The sequence below is a fragment of the Paenibacillus protaetiae genome (assembly GCF_004135365.1).
Classification (GTDB): Bacteria; Bacillota; Bacilli; order Paenibacillales; family Paenibacillaceae; genus Paenibacillus_AP; species Paenibacillus_AP protaetiae.
In genome coordinates, this window is the sequence record NZ_CP035492.1 from 1,865,394 (window position 1) to 1,884,533 (window position 19,140).

Below are 19,140 nucleotides of genomic sequence, written 5' to 3' on the forward strand. Positions count from 1 at the left end.
TCAATCGGGCATCGCAGCCCAAGGCACCAGCCGGTTACCGCAGACATGCGCCGGTTATAAGCCGTGAGAGCCGTACCGCGCCCACTCCGCCGCCAGTTCGGGCAATTCCCATCCTGCGGGCGGCGCCGCTGTCTTCAGCCAGGCGCCGCCGCGGTAAATCCAGCGCCGGTCCGGCATCATCGTAAACAGCTCATCCGGCGTGCCCGCATCGAGAATGACAAAATCAGCGGTATGGCCGGCCGCAATGCCGTAATCGCGCAAGCCGAGTATACCGGCTGGCACTACCGTCATCATCCGGAGCAGCGTACGCAGGTCGGCGGGCGACCCCATATGCGCGCCATATGCCGTAATAAGCCCGATCTGCAGCAGATCGCCCCGCCCAAACGGATGGAACGGATCATGTACATTATCAGATGCAGCGGCTACTGGAATACCAGCCGCGATAAGCTCCTGTACGCGCGTTACCCCTCTGCGGGCGGCTTTGTCATCCCCCGGCCCTGCAAATACAGATTGGCGGCAGGCAGCGTCACCGCATTAAGCCCCGCTTCCGCTATACGGGCGATAACCGCATCCGCCTCCTTGGGCTCCATAGAAGCAAGGGAGCATAAATGGCCGACGGTCGCCCGGCCGCGGAAGCCGTAATCAATTGTTTTTTGCGCGACCGTTAACGCCGTTTTTTTACGGGGATCATCGGATTCATCCGTATGCAGGTCAATCGGACAGCCGTACCGGTCCGCCAGCTTGAAGAGGAGATCGATATTGCGGTCCGGATCGTCCGCCAGATGCGGCGCTCCGCCGATGCCGGTCACGCCCATGGCAACCGCTTCGTCAATCAGCTCCAGCACATCCGCACCCGCAGAACGGTAAGGGACCATCGGAAAAATTTGCAGTTCCAGCTGCGAGGCCAGCTTTTGCTTCAGCTCCAGCGCGGCTTCGATGGATTGCAGCGCTACTTGCCTGCCGGCAGCCGCATGGAAATCAATATGTGTACGAATCGCCGTTGTACCGTAACCGATCGCCAGCAGAGCCGTTTTGGCCATTCGGGCATAGATTTCCGCTTTCGTAAAGTGTGGTGCCATTTCCGAATAATTGCCGATAGCCTCGGCTAACGTTCCGCTGCGGTTCCCGACCTGGCGAAGGGAAAAGGCTTTGTCCAAATGCATATGCGCATCGACAAAACCCGGCAGTACCAGTTTCCCTTCCGCATCCAGCATACAGGAGCCGCCCGTGACGGGAGCGTCCTGCATGCTGGAGCGATCAGCTCCGTAACCGTCCAGCGTCAAATGCGGCGTACCGGCGCCAGCGGGCAAATAGCTTTCCTGGGCTTCGACATGCGTCCACGTTCCGTTCACTGCGCGAAGCGTATACCATAACCGCTCATCGGCAAGCGGCAGACGCGCATTAATGATTTCAAGGCGGTGTTCCATCGTCATTTCCCCTTTGCTGTTCACATAAACGAATCGGGAGCTTCCGTGATGCGAAAGCTCCCGATGGGCGGGCTAAACGGATACCGGGTTGCATAACGGGCTTAACCCGCCGCTAATCCGGCATTGCACGGTATCGCCGTCCCGAATCAGGACCGCCCCCGGCGTGCCTGTGAGAATGACATCTCCCGGCAGCAGCGTCATAACCTGCGAATGGAACGCCACGATCAGCGACGGCTGATACCGCATGTTAGAGATTACATTCACATGCCGTTGCTCGCCGTTATGCCACGTTTCCACCTGCAGCGCCGCCACATCGTCTACCGCATCCGCTGTCAGCAGCTCCGATCCAAAGCTGAAAAAGGTATCGAAGCTTTTGGCGCGGGTGAGAAAACGCTGATTGCGGGCGTGAATGTCCGCTGCCGTCACATCAAGCGCCGCCGCATAACCGGCGATATACGCGCCGGCCTCTTCCGCTTCGATGCTGCGACATTCTTTGCCGATGATGATTGCAAGCTCGGCTTCCGCCGTGACTTCGGCCGACTGTACAGGCAGCCGTATCGCATTCCCGGGGCCAATGATCGTCGTGTCCGGCTTCATAAAGCTGACCGGCTCGGACCCTTCCGGCACATGCTTCAGCTCCTCGGGATCCGTCACATAATTCATGCCGATGCCCCATATTTTGCGAGGATGGCGGTAAAGAGGAGCGGCCTGCGCTTCGGAAAGCGCAACGCGCTCCAGCCCTTCAAGCGCTTCCCAGCCGCCTTCGTTGTACCAGTCGGTTAGACCCGCCAGCTGTCCGCTGGCCACCAGCTCAAACATATCGGTGCTCCAGCCCGTTCCCTCCAGCTGATTGACCGTCTCCATTAACACGTAACCGCCCGGCGTTACGACTGCCGCTTGCTCTATGCCCCGTACGCTTATCGTCGCCAGCTTCATCGCTTTCCCCACCTTCTCCGGTTATTTCACCTGCAAAAATTCGTCGATTTCAAACCGGCTTAATTCCGCAAACGCTTTGGCCAAAATATCGGTAACGCGCTCCTGAATAATCCGGCCTTTCTCCGCCGTCGCAGCGGTCGCATCCCCCAAAATGCCGCTGGCGGAAATATCGTCCATTTTCCACGCAAACCGGATTTTGCTCTCCAGCGTCAAATAATCAAACCGCTCCATACGCGGCATTTCCTTCACCCGGTATTGTTCCTGCACCCAATCCGGCTTCACATGCATGGCGATCGACGTCTCGTAATCGCCGCCGTGAATGCCAAACTCCAGCTCCTCCGGCGCCATCAAATCCGAAGCAGCGTCCAGGCTGCTTGGCGACAAATAAAAGACCATCATGCCCGTCGCAATCCGGATCTCCCGCGAAATAACGTTCAGCAAATCCATATTGCCGCCGTGAGTATTAAACAGCAGCAGCCTGCGGAACCCGCTCGCCTGAAGGCTTGCCGCGATATCTTTGACGATGCCGGCCAGCGTGGCGGCCGACAGCGAAATCGTGCCGGGGATGCCGATATGCTCATTGCTTTTGCCATAGGAAATCGGAGGAATAACCCATACCTGCTCGGCCGGGTCCAGCTTCTCCAGCGCCTCTGTTAAAGTCGCTTCCCCGATCAGCGCATCCGTCATGACCGGCATATGGTCGCCGTGTTGCTCAACCGCCCCGATGCTTAAGACGACGAGCGCCTTTTCTTTAGGCAGCTCGCCAATCTGCTTGCGGGTTAAGCGCGGTAAAAATTTGCTTTCCCACGCCGTTCCTTCATATCGTGTAAACATAGGATGGCCCCCTGTCGCTTCTGTTGTTTTTATATTTCTGCAAAGCAGCTGCCGGTCATAGCCCGGCGCATCGCAATAACTTCGCTGCTGGATTAATGTGCCAGCACCGCCGGCCATATGCCGGCGATGCTGTCGGCAATACGGTGCCACACAACCGGCTTATGCCGGTACCGCTTTCGGCACCCGCGCGTTCTCTCCGGCACTCGCTGTCTGTCAGCTTTGCGCCAACAAGCTCGAGTGGCGGGACGTCCAGCCGTCTACCCAGCGCAGCAGCTTCAAATCCTCGCCCGCTCCCGCGATGACGGATAAGCCAATTGGCGCTCCGTCTGCAGCCGCAGCGGGGATCGTCACTTGCGGCAAGCCGGATAAACCGGCGATACACGACAGCTGCATCGTACGCGAACGCCGCTCTTCGTTGGCTTTGCCGCCGATATCGCGATGCGGCGGCGGGCCTGGAATCGTAGGCAGCACGAGCAGCCCGCCATCCGCCAGCAGGCCGCGCAGCCTTGCCCGGATTTCGCGGCACAGCCGCTCTTCCCCTTCGCTTTCGCTCCGTTTCAGCCCTGCGGCCCAATCAAACCGTTCGGCAATGCTTGGCTCAAACACCGGGCTTTCCCGTTTAATCCAAGCGCCGTGTATCTCTCCGATCTCCAGCCCCTGCAGGACGCGGAATACCCGCATCCATTCATCAAGCCCTTCCGGGGCGACAGTTATCGCCTCAGGCGGTGCAATATCCGCCGCAAGCCGCTCGGCAATTGGCTTCAGCAGAGCAGCGCTTGGCTCATCGGCCATCGCCCATGCCTCTTCCGGCCAGTACAGCCGGGTGAACCCGCCGCCTGCGGCAGCGTCCGGCAGCAGCGCTTCTCCAACCTGCAGCAGCAAGCGGGCATTCCGCGCCATCCAGCCGACGGTATCGAAACGCGGAGCCAGCGGAATGAGGCCGTCCGCCGTTACGGCACCGTGTGTCGGGCGAATGCCGTATATGCCGCAATAAGCGGAAGGCACGCGGACCGAGCCGCCGGTATCGGTGCCGATGGCAAAATCGGTTAATCCAGCGGCTACGGCAACCGCCGAGCCGCTGGACGAGCCGCCCGGCAGCCGGTCCGGCGCTTTTGGATTAATAGGCGTGCCGTAATGGAAATTTTGCCCGTTCAAGCTGTACATCAGCTCGTCGGTATGCGTCATCCCGCGAAGCCGGGCGCCTTGCGCCAGAAGCCGGTCTACGACGGCGGCGTTCCGTTCGGCCGGCTCATGCGTGCGCAGCCAATCCGGATTGCCCGCGCCGGACACATGCCCTTTGACGGCAAATACATCTTTTAGCCCAAACGTCTTTCCGTCCAGCAAGCCGCTGCCGGTTGCTTCAAGACGGATATCTTCACGAAAAAATGCGTTCCACGAGTCGTTCATCGCTTGCTCCCCCATTCTCATGCACACCCTGGAAGCGGCGTTATCGCGAACGCCGACCTCCTTCCCTAACCGGCGAAAGCCGCCTTCAGCACTTGCAAATCGTCTTCGTCCAGGCTCGCTTTAGGCCCGGCTTTGATCAAATCCGAAAACCGTTCGTCCGGAATCATCGTCGTCAGTGTATACAGCTTCTCGTCGCCCGTGTTAATAATGTCGTGATGGTTGCCGGGAGGCACAATAACGAAGGAGCCCTGCTTCAGCGGTGTTTCGAATTCGCCGACCTTCGCCAATCCCGTTCCTTTCAACACGTAAAAATATTCCGAAGCTTCCTGATGCTCATTGGAAGGCGTTCGGCCGCCTACATCAAAAATTTCAACAAACGACACAAACGGAACCTCCGTCCGGTCGCACAGCAGCACAAACTTATTCGTATCCCGCGCGGAAATTTTATGGACCGGGCAATCCTCGAAATTGCCGTATACCAACCCTGGAATTGTCGCCATCGTTCCTCTCTCCTTTGCCTTATTGCTACACGCTCGTTTTCAACTGGGCCGCCATTGCCTGCACCAGCTCGCCCGAATCGGACACGAAGCCGTAACATTGCTTAATGTTGTACAAAGCCGCCTCCGCACAAAAACCGGGCGAGTTCGTTGCGGCGCAGTCGGCCAGCAATATACTGTCGTAACCGCAATTGACCGCATCCTGCAAAGTTGCCATGACGCATTGATCCAAATTAACGCCTGCAAACAACACGGTGCGGATATTCATATTCCGCAAAATACTGTCCAGCGGCGTATCCCAAAAACCGCTCATCCGGTATTTATCCACGTAGATATCGCCCGGCGCCTGCACCAGCTCCGGTACAAGGTCCGCTCCCCAGCTGCCCTTCTCCAGCACGCGGGAGCCGTTCAGCGGCAGCGGATCGCCGATGCCGCTGCCCTCGCCGTCACTGTTGTACACATGCAGAACGGACGGGCTTAAGTTCAGCCGGTCGGGGCGGTTGCCCCAGTTCAGCCAGATGACCGGCACCTCCTCCTGCCGCAAAGCGGGAAGGAGCCGGTTCAGCGGCCCGACCGGCGCCTGAAGCGCTTCGAAGTCGCCGCCGATGCTGTCCACCCAGCCGCCTTCGCTGCAAAAATCGTTTTGCATATCAACCACGATGATGGCGGTATGGCTTAAATCCAAGGTCAGCATTTGCGGCTCCGCGTCAATTGTGACAATTCGCCGCGGAAGCGGGTGGCGGACAAGATTAACGTCGCTTCCGGAGATGCACCAATAATTTGAGGGATGGCCAAGCCGAAACATACGCACACTTCCTTCTTATATAATAGGCAGCTCCAGCACCGACGGCTGGCTGCCGCCGCTGCCGATGGCGACTGCGGCGATTCGAAGCCGCTCCTCGCCGGAGGTATGCTTCTCGCCCGCCCGGCCGTTCGGATGGCGGACGAACAGCGGAAAGGCGCTTCCTGTCAGCTCCAGCCGGATTCGTGTTCCCGGCATAAGCGCTGCGCCACACGGCCGCAGCCGGATGGTTGCGGTGCGCTGGACATCCTCGCCTTCAGCGCCGTCCACGCCGATATCCGTCCGGCCGATGCTCAGAAACCGGGCCGTGCCGTCCGGCAGCAGCGCGGTCAGCGCAGCTACAAGATCCGTAGGCCCTTCCATCGTCTCATAACGGATTGCCGCCTTTGGCGTGCCCAGCAAATGAAGCGGTTCTGTCAACGCTTCGCTTGTATACACCAATATTTCATAACGGTCCTGCTGGGCGCTCCGGTCTGCCGGCAAATAACTGTCCAGCCGCATCGGAAGCCGCGCATCGTAGACGAATACGTCCGGGACGCCTTCCTCCGCCTCCGGCGACAGCTTTAAAGCTCCGCCGCCAAGCGCGCCGCTTGCCGGCTTCGCGGAACCGGACAAATACAAACGCTGCCGTCCCGGCTCCTGCTCGCCCGGGAAAACATCGGCCGTTCTCCACTCCTTGCTGTATTGCTCGAAATATTTGACCGCCGGCTCGGCGGCCTGATCCGCGAAGCGGTCTCCCTTCAGCCAGTAGTCGAACCAGCGGACCTGCTCCTCATGGATATTTCCGTCTGCATGCGGGCCATGATCCACTCCGCCTGCTTTTTGGCCCCACGGGATATGTGTCCAAGGACCAACGATCAGGCGGTGGAACACGCCTTCGGCGGCCGGAGCCGATTGCAGCGCTTCGTACGACCGGAGCGTTCCCATCAGATAGGAATCGTACCAGCCTCCGATATGCAGCGTTGGAACCGGATGCTCCATAAACTTCGTCAGCCAGTTTCTGTCCTGCCAATACTCGTCATATTCCGTATGCTCGCACCATTCGTAATATTCGGGGAAATACCGCTCCAGCACCGGATGTTTATCCAGCACCGGCACGCGGAACAGCTGATCTTCCGGATGGCGCATCATCTCCGAGCAGAGCCGGACTGCGTCATGGTCGCCCGCCCGCATCGCGGTATCCCGCGCAAGCTGGAACGCCCACGGCAGCTTGTCGCCGATAGAGAAGCTGCCAAACGGATAAAAGGAGCCGTGGTACAAATCGGCCGGGCACATGCTTGGGGCAATCGCCTTCAAGGAAGGCGGCGCTTCGGATGCCGCCGCCCACTGCGTCAGCCCCTGGTAGGAAAAGCCGTACATGCCCACCTTGCCATTCGAGCCGGGCAGCGCCGCCGCCCATTCCACAGCGTCGTAACCGTCCGCCGCTTCCTGAATGAACGGGCGGAACGTGCCTTCCGAATCTCCCCGCCCCCTCACATCCTGAATGACAACGATGTAGCCCCGGCTCGCATACCATACCGGATGCGCATGGCTGACGGTCGACGCGATCATCCGGCCGTACGGCTGTCTCATCAGCAGTACCGGGTACGTTCCTTCTTGCACCGGCATGTAAATATCACTGTATAAAGTAACGCCGTCCCGCATCGTGCACGGGACACCGCGTTGTACATTCGTTCCTCCAAAGCGCATGGCTTTCCTCTCCCTTGCGCCGCCGTCCCGCGGGTTCGATTAGGATACGGTCAGGTCAGGCTTATATTCTTTCAGCTTCAGCTGGTTTAGCAGCAGATAAGGGTCGTTCGCTTGCTTCAGTTCCCACAGCTTCCGATGGACAAATGAACGTCCGCCGTCTTCCAAATCCCATGTATGCGGGTTGCTGACCGAAGCGCCAATCTCGTTGTAGCGGCGGATCAGCTGGTTCAGCCTTTCATCCGATGTAAACGTCAGCAGCGGCAGCCCGGCGATTCGCAGCTTTCCGGCCTGCTTGTTAAACTCCAGATGCTGCATCACTTCCGGGAATTCGCTTTTAATGACGGCCATTTCTTCAAATACATGGTCCCAAGTATGCGTCGTTTGCAAATAGGTCAGGCTCGTATCGGCTTTGCGTGCCCATAAGGTTGTATGGTTCCACGTAAAATCGGATACGCCGATCCCTTTCCGGTATTTGTCGGCCGTTATGCGGCGGTCTATTTGGCCCCCGTGGCGGCTGATCGCTTCCAGCAGCTTCCGCTCGTCTTGCTCGTCGATTTCAAGCAGGGCGGCGGAACGTTCCGCCGGCAGCTTTAATGCCTTGAAATATTGCGAAACCGGCCATTCATGCACCGATACAAGCCGTTTCATCATGGAATCGTCGGAGGCAAGCTCCATCGCAAAACGGACCGCATCCTGCCACGCTTCAAACGTAACCGCCCACTGCATCCATTCCACACGCGGAGCCAGCTTGACCCGCAGCTCGGAAATGATGCCAACTACACCGTACGTATGCAGATATGGCCGGATTTCATCGCCGGTGAGCGTAAAGGTCTGCGGCGGCGATTCGATTGTTTTGACCGTGATCTGCTCGACAAAGCCGTCCCAGATCGTCCCCCATGTAATGGAGCCGATCCCGCCAAAACCGCCGCTAATGAAACCGCCGATTGACGCGGTATGGAAGGTCGAAGGCATCATCATCACTTCCTGGCCGCATTCGCGCGCCGCTTCGTCCATTTTGCCGAGCCGCGCTCCCGGCTCTACCCGCATATAGCCGTCTCCGATCTCCAGCACCTTGTTCATATTGGCGAGGTTGATTACCGCACCGCCCGTAAGCGGAACCGCCTGCCCGTAGTTGCCGGTGCCGTTCCCGCGCACGGTAACCGGCACCTTCTCCTCCGTCAATATCGATAAAACGAGATCCAGTTCTTCTGCGCTGCGCGGCGAAACGATGCATTCGGCTACTTTGTCCTTCAGCTCCCGCGCCAGCACGGGAGAGAAGTGATGATAATCCATTGAATATTTAGCCAGCGAAGCATCGTCCCACAGCAGGCAGTCCGGATCAAGCTGCTCTTTCAACCGCGTTTTCCAATCCATGCTCATCTTCCGTCCCCTCCCGGTTATGTCGCCAATCCATTCATGATAACGAAGTCAGGCAATGATTATTTCGTGAAATATTCGTCCGTGTACACTTCGGATACGTCCGGCATTTTGTCCAGCAGCCCGGTATCCGTCATTTGTTTGGCAAGCGTCTCCCAGCGTTCCTTCGACATATACCCTACGCCATGCTCCTTCGCGTCGCCGTCAAACACAAGCGGCATCATCGTTTCCGATGCATAGGTCAATTTCTCCGTTGTCATGTCGGGGCTTTCTTTTTGGATCGCTTCGTTGATCGTTTTATAGTCGGTTTTGTACGCTTCAAAGCCTTTAGCCGTCGCTTCGACAAACGCTTTGACGACATCGCCGTGTTTCTTCAAATAATCTTCCGTCGTAAACAGCACGTTGCCGTACGGGTTATAGCCAAAATCGGCGTTCAGCAGGAAGTCGACGTCTACGTTTTGGTTTTTCATTTCAAACGGCTCGCTGGTGACATAACCTTGCAGCACGACATTGGAATCCGCCAGGAACGGCGCTGCCGATCCGGTGTAAGCCATTTGCTTCACATCCGACAAGCTGTACGCCTTCTTCAAATATTCCCAGTAGCCGGCGCCGCTGGATACATAGACGCTTTTGCCGTGCAGATTGTCCGGGGAAGCAATACCCGCGTCTTTATGTACAACGAGACCTTGCGGGTTCGTTTGGAACGATGCGAACAACGCGACGAGCGGGATGCCGTTTTGGCGGGCGAGCAAAATTTCATCGGCTTGCGCCATGCCAAACTCCGCTTTGCCGGAAGCAACGATTTGGGTCGCAGAAATTTGCGGGCCGCCAGGGGTAATCGTCATATCGAGGCCGGCATCCTTATAAAAACCTTCCTCCAGCGCTGCGTACACCCCGCCGTGCTCCGCTTGGGCAAACCAGTTCGTCACGGTTGTGACTTTGGCCGAAACTTTGCCGCCTTCCGGCGTTCCGGCCGATACGGCGCTATTATTGTTATTGCCGCAGGCGCTCAGCAGAAGGGCGGATACAGATATTGCCATTACAACAGCATGCAGCTTAAACATTTTAGGTCGGGATGTCTTTTTCATTCCAATCACTCCTGTTTTCGTTGTATGGTTCTCTTTATAGGGAATTGCGGATTGCTAAACAGATGGATGGCTTGGCACATGGATTGCTTAATTGCGCATTTCCGATTCATGCCAGGAGCTGAGCAGCCATTTGGACAGCTGGTTAATCAGCAGGAAGAACACGATGCCGAGCACGGCGGCCGACAGGCCGCAAGCGAACAAATAAGCCGTTTGGAGCCGGGTTGAAGCAACGGTAATGGCGTAGCCGAGGCCGCCTTTTCCTCCGCCGATGCCTGCGATGTATTCGCCGACAATGGCGCCGATTACCGACATCGAGCATGAGATTTTCAAGCCCGCTACGATATAAGGCAGCGCCGCCGGAATGCGGAGGCGGATAATGGTCTGCAGCTTCGTGGCATTATACAAGTAAAACAGGTTTTTCATGTTCTGATCGGTTGAGTTCAGCCCGATGAGCGTATTGGACAAGATCGGGAAAAAGCTGATCAGGAACGAGATGATGACAATGGCGTTTAGGCCTGCGCCAAACCAGATGACGATAATCGGCGCTATAGCTACGATGGGGATCGTTTGAAGAATGATGGCGTAAGGATACACGCTTTTTTCGATCATTTTATTCATGGCCAGCAGCACCGCCAGAACGACGCCAAGCACGACGCTTGCCAAAAAGCCAAATACCGCTTCCGATACCGTGGTGCCGACCGAAACCATCAGATTGCTCCAGTTATCCGCAGCCGCCTTGACGATGTCCGTCGGCTTCGGCAGCAGGTACGGCTTAATGTCCGCCGCTCTCGCGACCAGCTCCCAGCCGCCAACGACAATGAGAAAGACGACAAACGGGGGAAACACGCTTCGGAACGTTTTAAGCAGAATATTTTCTGTTTTCTGACTATTACGGACAGAACTGCCGGAGTTTGTCTTCGTATCTAACCGCCTGCCGCTGTCAGCTGCTGCTGGCACCCATTGTTTTGCCATGCTCACCACTCCTTTTTCTGTTTAAGCCCTTGCTGATCAATGCTGAAGCGCGCCGGAAATGAGGCGTACATAATCGCTGAATTCATGCGCCGTGCGGAACGTCTCATTCCGCGGAAACGGCTGCGGGATGTCGACAACTTGTGCAATTTTGCCCGGCCTCGGCGTCATTACGACAACCCTCGTGGACAAAAAGACCGCTTCAAAAACGTTATGGGTAATGAACAATACCGTCATTTGCTTATCTTGCTGCCAAATGCGAAGCAGCTCATCCTGCAAAGTTTGGCGGGTAATCTCATCCAAAGCTCCAAACGGTTCATCCATCAGCAGCAGCTTCGGACGGGAGATCAGCGCCCTGGCAATGGACACCCTCATCTTCATGCCGCCTGACAGCTGGCGGGGCAGCACTTTCATGTAATCCTTCAGGCCAACAAGCTCCAGTACTCGTTGTCCTTCTTCGATTCTCGTTTTTCGCGGAATGCCCCGAAGCTTCAGCGGCAAGGTTACATTCTCCAGCAGGTTCGTCCAGGGGAGCAGCGTATGCTCCTGGAACACAAACGCGATTTCATTATGCCGCCTCGCCTGGAACGGTGTTGTTCCGAGTACGGACAAGCCGCCTTCCGTATGAGAGGTCAGCCCGGTAATCATATTGAATATGGTTGATTTGCCGCATCCCGACGGTCCTACAAAACATAAAAATTCGCCTTCCGTCACTGCAAGATTCGCGTTCTGTACGGCTACCGTTCCATTCGGGTAAACTTTGCCGACCTGATTCAAGCTAACCAGCACGCTGCTGCCGCTGGCGGGGATTGCCGCCGTTGTAAGCTCGTTTGTTGTCGTCATGCTCATGGCCTGTCTCCACCTTTCGAATCAATTATGTAACATAAGTTAACATGTTGATGAATCAAAAGAATCGTTTTCGTTTTGTTAAAAACATTTGATTTTATAAGCCATTACGCATGGTTTAGTTGTTTCTCATTAACTATTTGCTTTTGGGATAGTTTGATTATATCGACCCTTTTCTTTTCCGTCAACGGTTTTATGTTAGAATATGTTACATTAATTTTCATCAAACTTATCAGATTCAGCTAAAACAGGCACAAAAAAACACATAAGAGCGTAACAAACGCTCTTATGTGTTAGTTTATATTACATTGATTTAATAGAGCTGACGCTATGGGCAGCGCTATCGCTTCGCTAGCTCACCAGCCGATAGCGGCTCCATCACAACGCGGATCCGTTCCGCCGCTGCGAAAGCCCTGCTCGTCGATGTAAATGGCGTGCGCATGGCCGACAATGCCGTCAAACGGCGCTACTCGCCGCACCAAATGCCCCGCGGCAGCCAGCTTCTCCATGACCCCGCCGTCGATGCGGCTTTCCAGCTTCAGCTCCATCGTTGGCGCCCCCCAAGTGCGCCCCCATACAAAACGGGGTTCGTCAATCGCCCGCTGCGGATCCATGCCGTAATCAATCATCCGCGTCAATAGTGCCGCCTGGGTTTGCGGCTGCCCTTCTCCGCCCTGCGTCCCGAACAGATGGCTTGGGCGGCCATCCGTAAACGCCATGCCCGGCATAAGCGTATGAAACGTCCGTTTGCGCGGCATCAGACGGTTCACATGGCCCGGATCAAGCGAAAAGAAAGAACCCCGGTTTTGCAGCAGCACTCCCGTCTCCCCGCCGGCCGTTCCCGATCCGAACTCGAAATATAAGCTTTGAATAAAAGAAACCGCATTCCCTTCCTTGTCGATGACAGCGGCGTATGCCGTATCATTGCCGACGGAAGGGCTGGCAAAATCAAACGCGCGGTCCATTCGGATTTGCGCGGCAAGCTCCGCCGCATAAGCCCGGCTTAGCAGCCGTTCAAGCGGGACGGGATGAAAGACAGGGTCGGTCAAATACGCGTTCCGGTCCTTAAAGCTCAGCTTCAACGCTTCGACAAGCAGATGATAATACTCATAAGAGCCGTGCGGAACAGCAGACAAATCAAACCGGTCCAGCACCTGCAGCGCCATCAGGCCGGCGAAGCCTTGCGAGTTCGGCGGCATTTGGTACACATCCCGTCCCCGGTAGGAGCCCTGAACAGGCTCAACCCAATCCCCGTGATGATCGGCAAAGTCTTCCCGGTCAAGCAACCCTCCGCACTCCTTCAAATAACGGGTTATTTCAAGCGCAGCTTCCCCTTTATAAAAATAATCTTTGCCGCCTTGCGCCAGCCCCCGCAATGTACGAGCCAGCTGCTGCTGCACGAAACGTTCGCCCGTCCGCGTGACCCGGCCTCCCGGCACATACACGGATGCGGCGGCCGGATCCGCCGCCAGCATCAAACGGTGCGCGGCCGTATGCTCATACTGGTCGGGCGACATCGGAAACCCGCCCGCAGCGTAACCGATTGCCGGCTCCAGCACCTCCGCGAAACTTAACCTGCCGTATTCGCGATGTACGGCATGCCAGCCGTCCGCCATACCCGGAACGGTGACGGCGCTGCGCGCGCCCCTTACCGGAATGGCCGCTTCCCCCGCAAACGCCGCCCGCTCGGCCCGTCCGGCCGACCGGCCGCTGGCATTGTATCCGCGCACCTGTCCGTCGCTATGGTGATACGTCAGCCAGAAGGAATCGCCGCCAAGCCCCGTCATATGCGGATAAACGACAGCAAGGCACGCGCTGACGGCAACGGCGGCGTCAAAAGCATTGCCGCCCCGCTCCAGCATCCTTGCTCCTGCGGCCGATGCCAAATAATGCGGGCTTACAACCATTACATCCGTACCTACAACCGGTTTCCCCATCTTCCCACACTCCCGTAAAATAGCCGCTTAAATGTCATGTAATCTAACATACATCTATTTTCTAAAAATACCATGCTGCTGGATTTAGTGCAATCATTTTGATTGATTCGTAATCAAATCCAGATTTTTATGTTGTAATCGGATGGTTTAAGCGATATATTCTATTCATATAGAAACTGAAACACGAATTTAGCCGACATATCGGAATTGATTCGATTGATGGAAGGAGCGCTAAATATGAACGAATACGAAGCTGCTATTGTTGAAATTGATGACATTGACCGCAAAATCATCGGGGCATTAAATAAAAACGGCAGAATATCTTACACAGACCTTGCTAAAGATATCGGCTTATCCCGGGTTGCCGTACAGGCGCGCATCAATGCGCTGATGGATAACGGTGTAATTGAAAGGTTTACGGCGGTCATTAATCCGGAAAAAATCGGCATTCAGGTCTCCGCTTTTTTCAATGTGGATGTAGAGCCCAAACATTTGCATGATGTAGCCGACAAGCTGGCGGACGATCCGTTTGTGACCAGCTTGTATCATATGAGCGGCCCCAGCAAACTCCATATGCACGGGCTGTTCAAGAACAACCGCGAGATGGAAGAGTTCCTGCGGGAGAAGCTTTATCAAATGCCCGGCGTCACAAGCGTAGACTGCCAGGTGCTTATTAACCGGTACAAGAGCCGGATGGGAATGAGGCTGTAGCGATGGAAGACACTTTGCAAGCTCAGGCTCCCGGCCGGTACCGCGACTTGTGCTGGGCTATGGCCAAAACCGGCGTCATCGGCTATGGCGGCGGACCCTCCGTCATTCCGCTTATCCGTTATGAGGCTGTTACACATTATAAATGGGCCGACGACGAACAGTTTGCGGAAATATTGGCGATTGCCAATGCGCTGCCCGGCCCGATCGCCACAAAGATGGCCGCTTATCTCGGCTACCGGGTCAAAGGCTCTCTCGGCGCCTGCGCTGCCGTCATCGCCCATATTCTGCCGTCCGCTGTGGCGATGATCGCCTTAATGTCGATTGTGCAATGGCTGAGCCAATCCGCAATCGTGCAGGGCATGATTGCCGCCGTCGTTCCGGTCATCGCCGTAATGATCGGCGTTATGGCTTACGAATTCGGCGAACGCGCCGTCAAAGGGCTTGGCAAGGTGCTTGGCATTGTGCTGTTTGCGATCGCATTTGCGCTGCTGCAGCTGCTTGGCGTTCATGCCGCAATTGTAATTGTGCTTTTTCTGGCTTATGGAGCCGTTCACTTCAAACTGGCGGAACGGATTAAAAACCGGCGCAACAGGCCAAAAGGCATGCGCAAGGAAAGCGGGGAACATCATACATGGAATGGCTGAAGCTGCTGCTTGGTTTTTTTATGTCCAACGTGCTTGGATACGGCGGAGGTCCAGCCTCCATTCCGCTTATGTATCAGGAGATCGTGACGCATAACCATTGGGCAACCGATTCGCAGTTTTCCAATATTATCGCCCTTGGCAATACGCTCCCGGCCCCATTGCAACCAAAGTAGCCGCGTTTGTTGGTTATGACGTGCTTGGCATCCCCGGCATGGTTCTCGCGTTAATCGCAACCGTCGTTCCGTCTGCCGTCGCCCTTATTCTATTGTTGAAGCTGCTGCAAAAGCACCGCAAATCGGTTGTCGTCAAAGGATTAACGCTGCTCGTGCAGCCGGTAATCGCCGTAATGATGGCGCTGCTGACCTGGCAGCTTGCCTCCGAATCTACCAAATCAATTGGCATTTGGCAGTCGCTTGGCATCGCAGCAGCCGCTTATTGGCTGATGGAACGCAAGAAAATTCACCCCGCCATCGTCATCTGCATCGCGTTCGTTTACGGCGGCGCGGTCCTGTCTCATACGCTGTAAAAACGATAAACGCCGCCCGTTCTCGAAATCTGAGAAAGGCGGCGTTTAATTATGAGTGTTTTTTCATTTTATTCTCATAAAGGCGATAATCCGCGTGTAAACGGTATTTTAAGCTCTCATTTGTCGAAAAGGGGCTGTTTGGGGTGTGTTATAGTAGATTTAACGAACATTCGTCGACTACATATTAGATGTGAAGGAGCAACTTAAGAGCATGCGGAAAAACAAATTTCTGAAACAAATCGCTAAACTTACACTCTGCGCAGCAATTGGCTTTTCAGCATTTACCCTTGGTTCGGCCGCACAGGTACATGCAGCGACACCACAATCTTTGAAACTGATCAGCACAGGCGAAAACTACTTGGGCACCCCTTATAAATATGGAGCACCGGCAGGCGTTACTTACGCATTCGACTGCTCCTCCTTTACTCAATTTCTTTACAACGCTTTTGACGTCTCTTTGCCTCGCACGGCTTTGTCGCAATCCTATAAAGGCGAAAAAGTTCCAAAGACGGAACTTAGCACCGGCGATCTCGTCTTTTTCAAAACGAACGGAAGCTCAATCAGCCACGTGGCCATCTATGCCGGCAACCAAAAGATTTTGCACAGCTCCAGCAGCCAAGGGGTCACGCTTTCCAGCATGAATACCTCCTATTGGCAAAAATATTACGTGACCGCACGCCGGGTGCTGTAGCAGCCGAACCGGCACATCATCTGCACCTGCACAAAAACGATCGGCCCCTTTGGAAAGGGCCGATCGTTTTTGTGTGCGGCCTGCCGTTCACGCGCAGCTCGCCTGCCCCATAAGGAATGCGGGGGCAGCAATATGCAGCCCCCGCATTCCTTATGCTTGCTCCCGGCTCTCCTCGCCCAAACAAAAATGAACAAAAAAAGTCGTGCCCCTGTCGCTTGTTTGCACCTTAATGACCGCATCATGGCGGGCTGCGATGCCGTAGCAGACCGACAATCCGAGGCCTGTCCCGTTTTGCTTCGTGCTAAAAAAAGGAGTTCCGAGCTTCTCCAGCAGTTCTTCTTTAATACCGCTGCCTTGATCCTTTACCTCCAGAACAACCTCATTGCCGTCAAAGCGCGTTTTGATCGTTAAGGCGCCCCCCGAAGACATCGCATCCAGCCCGTTTAACGCAAGATTGAGGATAAGCTGGCGAAGTTCCTTTTCATCCAGCATAAGAGGCGGGCATTCCGCCAAATCAAGCACAATTTCCTGGTTGCTGGTTAATGCTTTCGATTGCATAAGCGGGAACAACGTCTCAATTACCGTATTCAGCTGCTTTAATTTGCGGTTGGTCGGCGCCTGGGAGCCGACGGAAAGAAATTCCGTCACAATGCTGTGCACCCGGTCAAGTTCTTCAATCATAATGTCGGTATATTCCTTCGACGGCTGGCTTTTGGACAACTGCAAAAATCCGCGTACCGTCGTCATCGGATTGCGAATTTCGTGCACGATTCCCGCCGCCATTTCTCCGGTTAAGTTAAGCCGGTCAAGGCGGACCATCTCTTTCTCTAAAAATACGCGCTCCGAAATATCGGTTATTACGCTTAACAGGCATTCCTCGCCGTGAATGATCATCCTTTCACTGGATAACAGCCCTTCCCGCAAATCACCGGAATGGGTCATATACCGGATGCGGACATTGCGTTCCGGCTTCCAAGGATTATGAATGTCCTGCCCGCTGTTATCGACGATATATTGCAGCAAATCGGCCGTTTGATTGATAACGTCCTCTTTATGCAAGCCCGCGGCGTTCAAGAAGCTTTCGTTCACATTAATGTACCGTTTGTCCACCATCGACCGCAATGAAACGAAGCACGGCATCGTATCCAACATTTTGCGGTAACGCTCCTCCTCCATCAGCTTGCGGTCGGTGACATCGCGGATGGAGCAGACAAACAGCGGATGACCGGCTACACTTGCCGCTCCGAATTGAATATCTGCGGGAAACGGGATGCCGTCTTTCCGTACGGCCGTTGTTTCGATAAGACGAATCCCGTTGTCCGTCTTTTCGGCGAGAATCGCTGAAAGGCCCGGGACGATAAGGTCAATCGGCTGTCCGGCCAGCCTTGAAGGCGGGTAGCCGAACATTTTGGCAGCGGACGGATTAATCGTCTGCAGGATGCCCTGTTCATCGACCGTCGCAATCGTGTCGTTGGATGTTTCTCCGATGACGCTCAGCAGCTCGTTCTGCAGCTTGATTTGTTCCTGGTACTGATACATTTGCACAAAAGCTTCGATTTTCATCTTTAACGTTTCCGGATGGAATGGCTTAAAAATATAATCAATCGCGCCAACGGAATAGCCATGGTTCACATGCTCGGCCGCCTGGCTGATGGCGGTTATAAAAATAATCGGGACATACTTGGAGCGCTCTCTCATTTTGATCAGCCTTGCCGTTTCAAAACCGTTCATGCCGGGCATCTGCACATCAAGCAGGATAACGGCAAAATCCGTCTGCAAGACATGGCGGAGCGCCTCCTCGCCGGAATGGGCGCGAAACAGCGTGTAATGAGGGGCGTCTAATATCGCTTCCAGTGCGATCAGATTTTCCGGCCGGTCATCCACCATCAATATATTCACCTGCGACACGGCGCTACTTAATTTTGCGATAAAGTTTCTCATTGTACACCAGCTCCTTATAACAATCTGTGAAGCCTGTAAACGCCATGCTTTCTTTCTGGCCAAGGCCAAGGTAGCCGCCGAGGGAAAGGCTTTGATAAAACAGTTCATGCACGCGATGCTGCAAGCCGGAATTAAAATAGATCATTACATTGCGGCAAATAATGACGTGGAACTCATTAAACGACTCGTCAACAGCCAAATTATGCTGTGCAAATGTAATTTTTTCCGCCAGAAAAGGCTTGAACTCCACTCTTCCGTTACTTAAGGACACGTATTCATTTAATGTTTTGGTCCCGCCGGACAGCGTATAGTTGCGCGTATACTGGTGCATCCTCTCCAGCGGGAACGACTTCAGCTTTGCTTCTTCAATGACCGATTCATTCATATCCGTCGCGTAAATCCTCGTTTTTTCCAGAAGCCCTTCTTCATGGAGCAAAATAGCCATCGAATATGCTTCTTCACCAGTCGAGCACCCGGCATGCCAAATACGGATAAAAGGATACTCTTTCAGCTGCGGCACGACGGCAGCCCGAAACGCCTTAAAAAAATCCGGATCGCGAAAAAGCTCCGTTACATTGATGGAGAAATCATTCAGAAGCCGGTTGAAAATACGGCGGTCATGCAGCACTTTTTCCTGCAAGCCGGATACGCTTTTTAATCGCTCTGCACGAATGCGGTACCAGATTCGCCGTCTGATCGTCGGAAATACATAGTTCCGGAAGTCAACCCCGTAATAACGGTACAGCGCTTCAAGGAAAAGCTCGATTTCGATTCGTTCGCGTTCATCAATCGGCTCCTTATCCATCGTATTCAATCGG

At 55.0% G+C, this 19,140-nt stretch carries 16 protein-coding genes and 2 pseudogenes; 4 read left to right on the forward strand and 14 right to left on the reverse strand.

Annotated elements, in window-relative coordinates:
* Positions 1-179: 179 nt before the first annotated feature.
* From ET464_RS08545 to ggt, 12 genes and pseudogenes are all read right to left on the reverse strand, one after another.
* Positions 180-1,433, reverse strand: a pseudogene (locus ET464_RS08545) (amidohydrolase family protein); the annotation flags it as partial.
* 66 nt (positions 1,434-1,499) lie between these two features.
* On the reverse strand, positions 1,500-2,363 hold the full coding sequence (locus tag ET464_RS08550) for a fumarylacetoacetate hydrolase family protein (RefSeq protein ID WP_129440053.1): 864 nt from the start codon (positions 2,361-2,363) through the stop codon (positions 1,500-1,502).
* A 21-nt stretch (positions 2,364-2,384) separates the two neighbouring features.
* On the reverse strand, positions 2,385-3,197 hold the full coding sequence (locus ET464_RS08555; protein ID WP_129440055.1) for a creatininase family protein: 813 nt from the start codon (positions 3,195-3,197) through the stop codon (positions 2,385-2,387).
* Positions 3,198-3,410: 213 nt separating this feature from the next.
* Positions 3,411-4,604 (reverse strand): amidase, encoded by a 1,194-nt coding sequence (locus ET464_RS08560; RefSeq protein WP_129440057.1) that lies wholly within the window; start codon positions 4,602-4,604, stop codon positions 3,411-3,413.
* A gap of 65 nt (positions 4,605-4,669) precedes the next feature.
* Positions 4,670-5,104 (reverse strand): cupin domain-containing protein, encoded by a 435-nt coding sequence (locus tag ET464_RS08565; protein WP_129440059.1) that lies wholly within the window; start codon positions 5,102-5,104, stop codon positions 4,670-4,672.
* 25 nt (positions 5,105-5,129) lie between these two features.
* Positions 5,130-5,906 carry a cysteine hydrolase family protein gene (locus ET464_RS08570; protein ID WP_129440061.1) on the reverse strand — a complete coding sequence of 259 codons (777 nt, stop codon included), beginning with the start codon at positions 5,904-5,906 and terminating at the stop codon, positions 5,130-5,132.
* A 15-nt stretch (positions 5,907-5,921) separates the two neighbouring features.
* Positions 5,922-7,592: a CocE/NonD family hydrolase gene (locus tag ET464_RS08575; protein ID WP_129440063.1), complete on the reverse strand. Its 1,671-nt coding sequence runs from the start codon at positions 7,590-7,592 to the stop codon at positions 5,922-5,924.
* Positions 7,593-7,631: 39 nt separating this feature from the next.
* The gene (locus tag ET464_RS08580) at positions 7,632-8,972 is read right to left on the reverse strand and encodes an FAD-binding oxidoreductase (RefSeq protein WP_129440065.1); all 1,341 of its coding nucleotides are present in this window, start codon (positions 8,970-8,972) and stop codon (positions 7,632-7,634) included.
* A gap of 59 nt (positions 8,973-9,031) precedes the next feature.
* On the reverse strand, positions 9,032-10,057 hold the full coding sequence (locus tag ET464_RS08585) for an ABC transporter substrate-binding protein (RefSeq protein ID WP_129440067.1): 1,026 nt from the start codon (positions 10,055-10,057) through the stop codon (positions 9,032-9,034).
* A gap of 87 nt (positions 10,058-10,144) precedes the next feature.
* A complete protein-coding gene (locus tag ET464_RS08590) occupies positions 10,145-11,029 on the reverse strand; it encodes an ABC transporter permease (RefSeq protein ID WP_129440069.1) in 885 nt (294 codons plus the stop codon).
* Between the two features lie 36 nt (positions 11,030-11,065).
* Positions 11,066-11,869 (reverse strand): ABC transporter ATP-binding protein, encoded by an 804-nt coding sequence (locus ET464_RS08595; protein ID WP_244226756.1) that lies wholly within the window; start codon positions 11,867-11,869, stop codon positions 11,066-11,068.
* A 359-nt stretch (positions 11,870-12,228) separates the two neighbouring features.
* The gene (gene ggt / locus ET464_RS08600) at positions 12,229-13,809 is read right to left on the reverse strand and encodes a gamma-glutamyltransferase (RefSeq protein ID WP_129440073.1); all 1,581 of its coding nucleotides are present in this window, start codon (positions 13,807-13,809) and stop codon (positions 12,229-12,231) included.
* A gap of 237 nt (positions 13,810-14,046) precedes the next feature.
* Between ggt and chrS the strand changes: the two genes are divergently transcribed.
* The 4 genes and pseudogenes from chrS to ET464_RS08620 all read left to right on the forward strand — a co-directional run bounded on the left by chrS (position 14,047) and on the right by ET464_RS08620 (position 16,381).
* On the forward strand, positions 14,047-14,520 hold the full coding sequence (gene chrS / locus ET464_RS08605) for a chromate efflux transcriptional regulator ChrS (protein ID WP_129440075.1): 474 nt from the start codon (positions 14,047-14,049) through the stop codon (positions 14,518-14,520).
* A 2-nt stretch (positions 14,521-14,522) separates the two neighbouring features.
* Positions 14,523-15,164: a chromate efflux transporter ChrB gene (gene chrB / locus ET464_RS08610; protein ID WP_244226720.1), complete on the forward strand. Its 642-nt coding sequence runs from the start codon at positions 14,523-14,525 to the stop codon at positions 15,162-15,164.
* Positions 15,152-15,690, forward strand: a pseudogene (chrA, locus tag ET464_RS08615) (chromate efflux transporter ChrA). Before chrB ends, chrA begins: the two are co-directional and overlap by 13 nt.
* A 211-nt stretch (positions 15,691-15,901) precedes the next feature.
* Positions 15,902-16,381, forward strand: a complete 480-nt coding sequence (locus ET464_RS08620) for a C40 family peptidase (RefSeq protein WP_129440077.1) — start codon at positions 15,902-15,904, stop codon at positions 16,379-16,381.
* A 150-nt stretch (positions 16,382-16,531) separates the two neighbouring features.
* Here the strand turns inward: ET464_RS08620 and ET464_RS08625 are convergent, their stop codons facing one another.
* Both ET464_RS08625 and ET464_RS08630 read right to left on the reverse strand, forming a co-directional pair.
* Positions 16,532-18,322 carry a response regulator gene (locus ET464_RS08625; RefSeq protein WP_129440079.1) on the reverse strand — a complete coding sequence of 597 codons (1,791 nt, stop codon included), beginning with the start codon at positions 18,320-18,322 and terminating at the stop codon, positions 16,532-16,534.
* A complete protein-coding gene (locus ET464_RS08630) occupies positions 18,294-19,127 on the reverse strand; it encodes a CheR family methyltransferase (protein ID WP_129444222.1) in 834 nt (277 codons plus the stop codon). The genes ET464_RS08625 and ET464_RS08630 overlap by 29 nt, the downstream gene beginning before the upstream one ends.
* Positions 19,128-19,140 lie beyond the last annotated feature (13 nt).

What these genes read in the sequence shown, in the direction of transcription:
- ET464_RS08595 (WP_244226756.1), bottom strand. Translation starts at nt 11,869, where the DNA reads ATGACGACAACAAACGAGCTTACAACGGCGGCAATCCCCGCCAGCGGC.
- ET464_RS08555 (WP_129440055.1), bottom strand. Translation starts at nt 3,197, where the DNA reads ATGTTTACACGATATGAAGGAACGGCGTGGGAAAGCAAATTTTTACCG.
- ggt (WP_129440073.1), bottom strand. Translation starts at nt 13,809, where the DNA reads ATGGGGAAACCGGTTGTAGGTACGGATGTAATGGTTGTAAGCCCGCAT.
- chrS (WP_129440075.1), top strand. Translation starts at nt 14,047, where the DNA reads ATGAACGAATACGAAGCTGCTATTGTTGAAATTGATGACATTGACCGC.
- chrB (WP_244226720.1), top strand. Translation starts at nt 14,523, where the DNA reads ATGGAAGACACTTTGCAAGCTCAGGCTCCCGGCCGGTACCGCGACTTG.
- ET464_RS08570 (WP_129440061.1), bottom strand. Translation starts at nt 5,906, where the DNA reads ATGTTTCGGCTTGGCCATCCCTCAAATTATTGGTGCATCTCCGGAAGC.
- ET464_RS08575 (WP_129440063.1), bottom strand. Translation starts at nt 7,592, where the DNA reads ATGCGCTTTGGAGGAACGAATGTACAACGCGGTGTCCCGTGCACGATG.
- ET464_RS08625 (WP_129440079.1), bottom strand. Translation starts at nt 18,322, where the DNA reads ATGAGAAACTTTATCGCAAAATTAAGTAGCGCCGTGTCGCAGGTGAAT.
- ET464_RS08565 (WP_129440059.1), bottom strand. Translation starts at nt 5,104, where the DNA reads ATGGCGACAATTCCAGGGTTGGTATACGGCAATTTCGAGGATTGCCCG.
- ET464_RS08550 (WP_129440053.1), bottom strand. Translation starts at nt 2,363, where the DNA reads ATGAAGCTGGCGACGATAAGCGTACGGGGCATAGAGCAAGCGGCAGTC.
- ET464_RS08630 (WP_129444222.1), bottom strand. Translation starts at nt 19,127, where the DNA reads ATGGATAAGGAGCCGATTGATGAACGCGAACGAATCGAAATCGAGCTT.
- ET464_RS08620 (WP_129440077.1), top strand. Translation starts at nt 15,902, where the DNA reads ATGCGGAAAAACAAATTTCTGAAACAAATCGCTAAACTTACACTCTGC.
- ET464_RS08560 (WP_129440057.1), bottom strand. Translation starts at nt 4,604, where the DNA reads ATGAACGACTCGTGGAACGCATTTTTTCGTGAAGATATCCGTCTTGAA.
- ET464_RS08590 (WP_129440069.1), bottom strand. Translation starts at nt 11,029, where the DNA reads ATGGCAAAACAATGGGTGCCAGCAGCAGCTGACAGCGGCAGGCGGTTA.
- ET464_RS08580 (WP_129440065.1), bottom strand. Translation starts at nt 8,972, where the DNA reads ATGAGCATGGATTGGAAAACGCGGTTGAAAGAGCAGCTTGATCCGGAC.
- ET464_RS08585 (WP_129440067.1), bottom strand. Translation starts at nt 10,057, where the DNA reads ATGAAAAAGACATCCCGACCTAAAATGTTTAAGCTGCATGCTGTTGTA.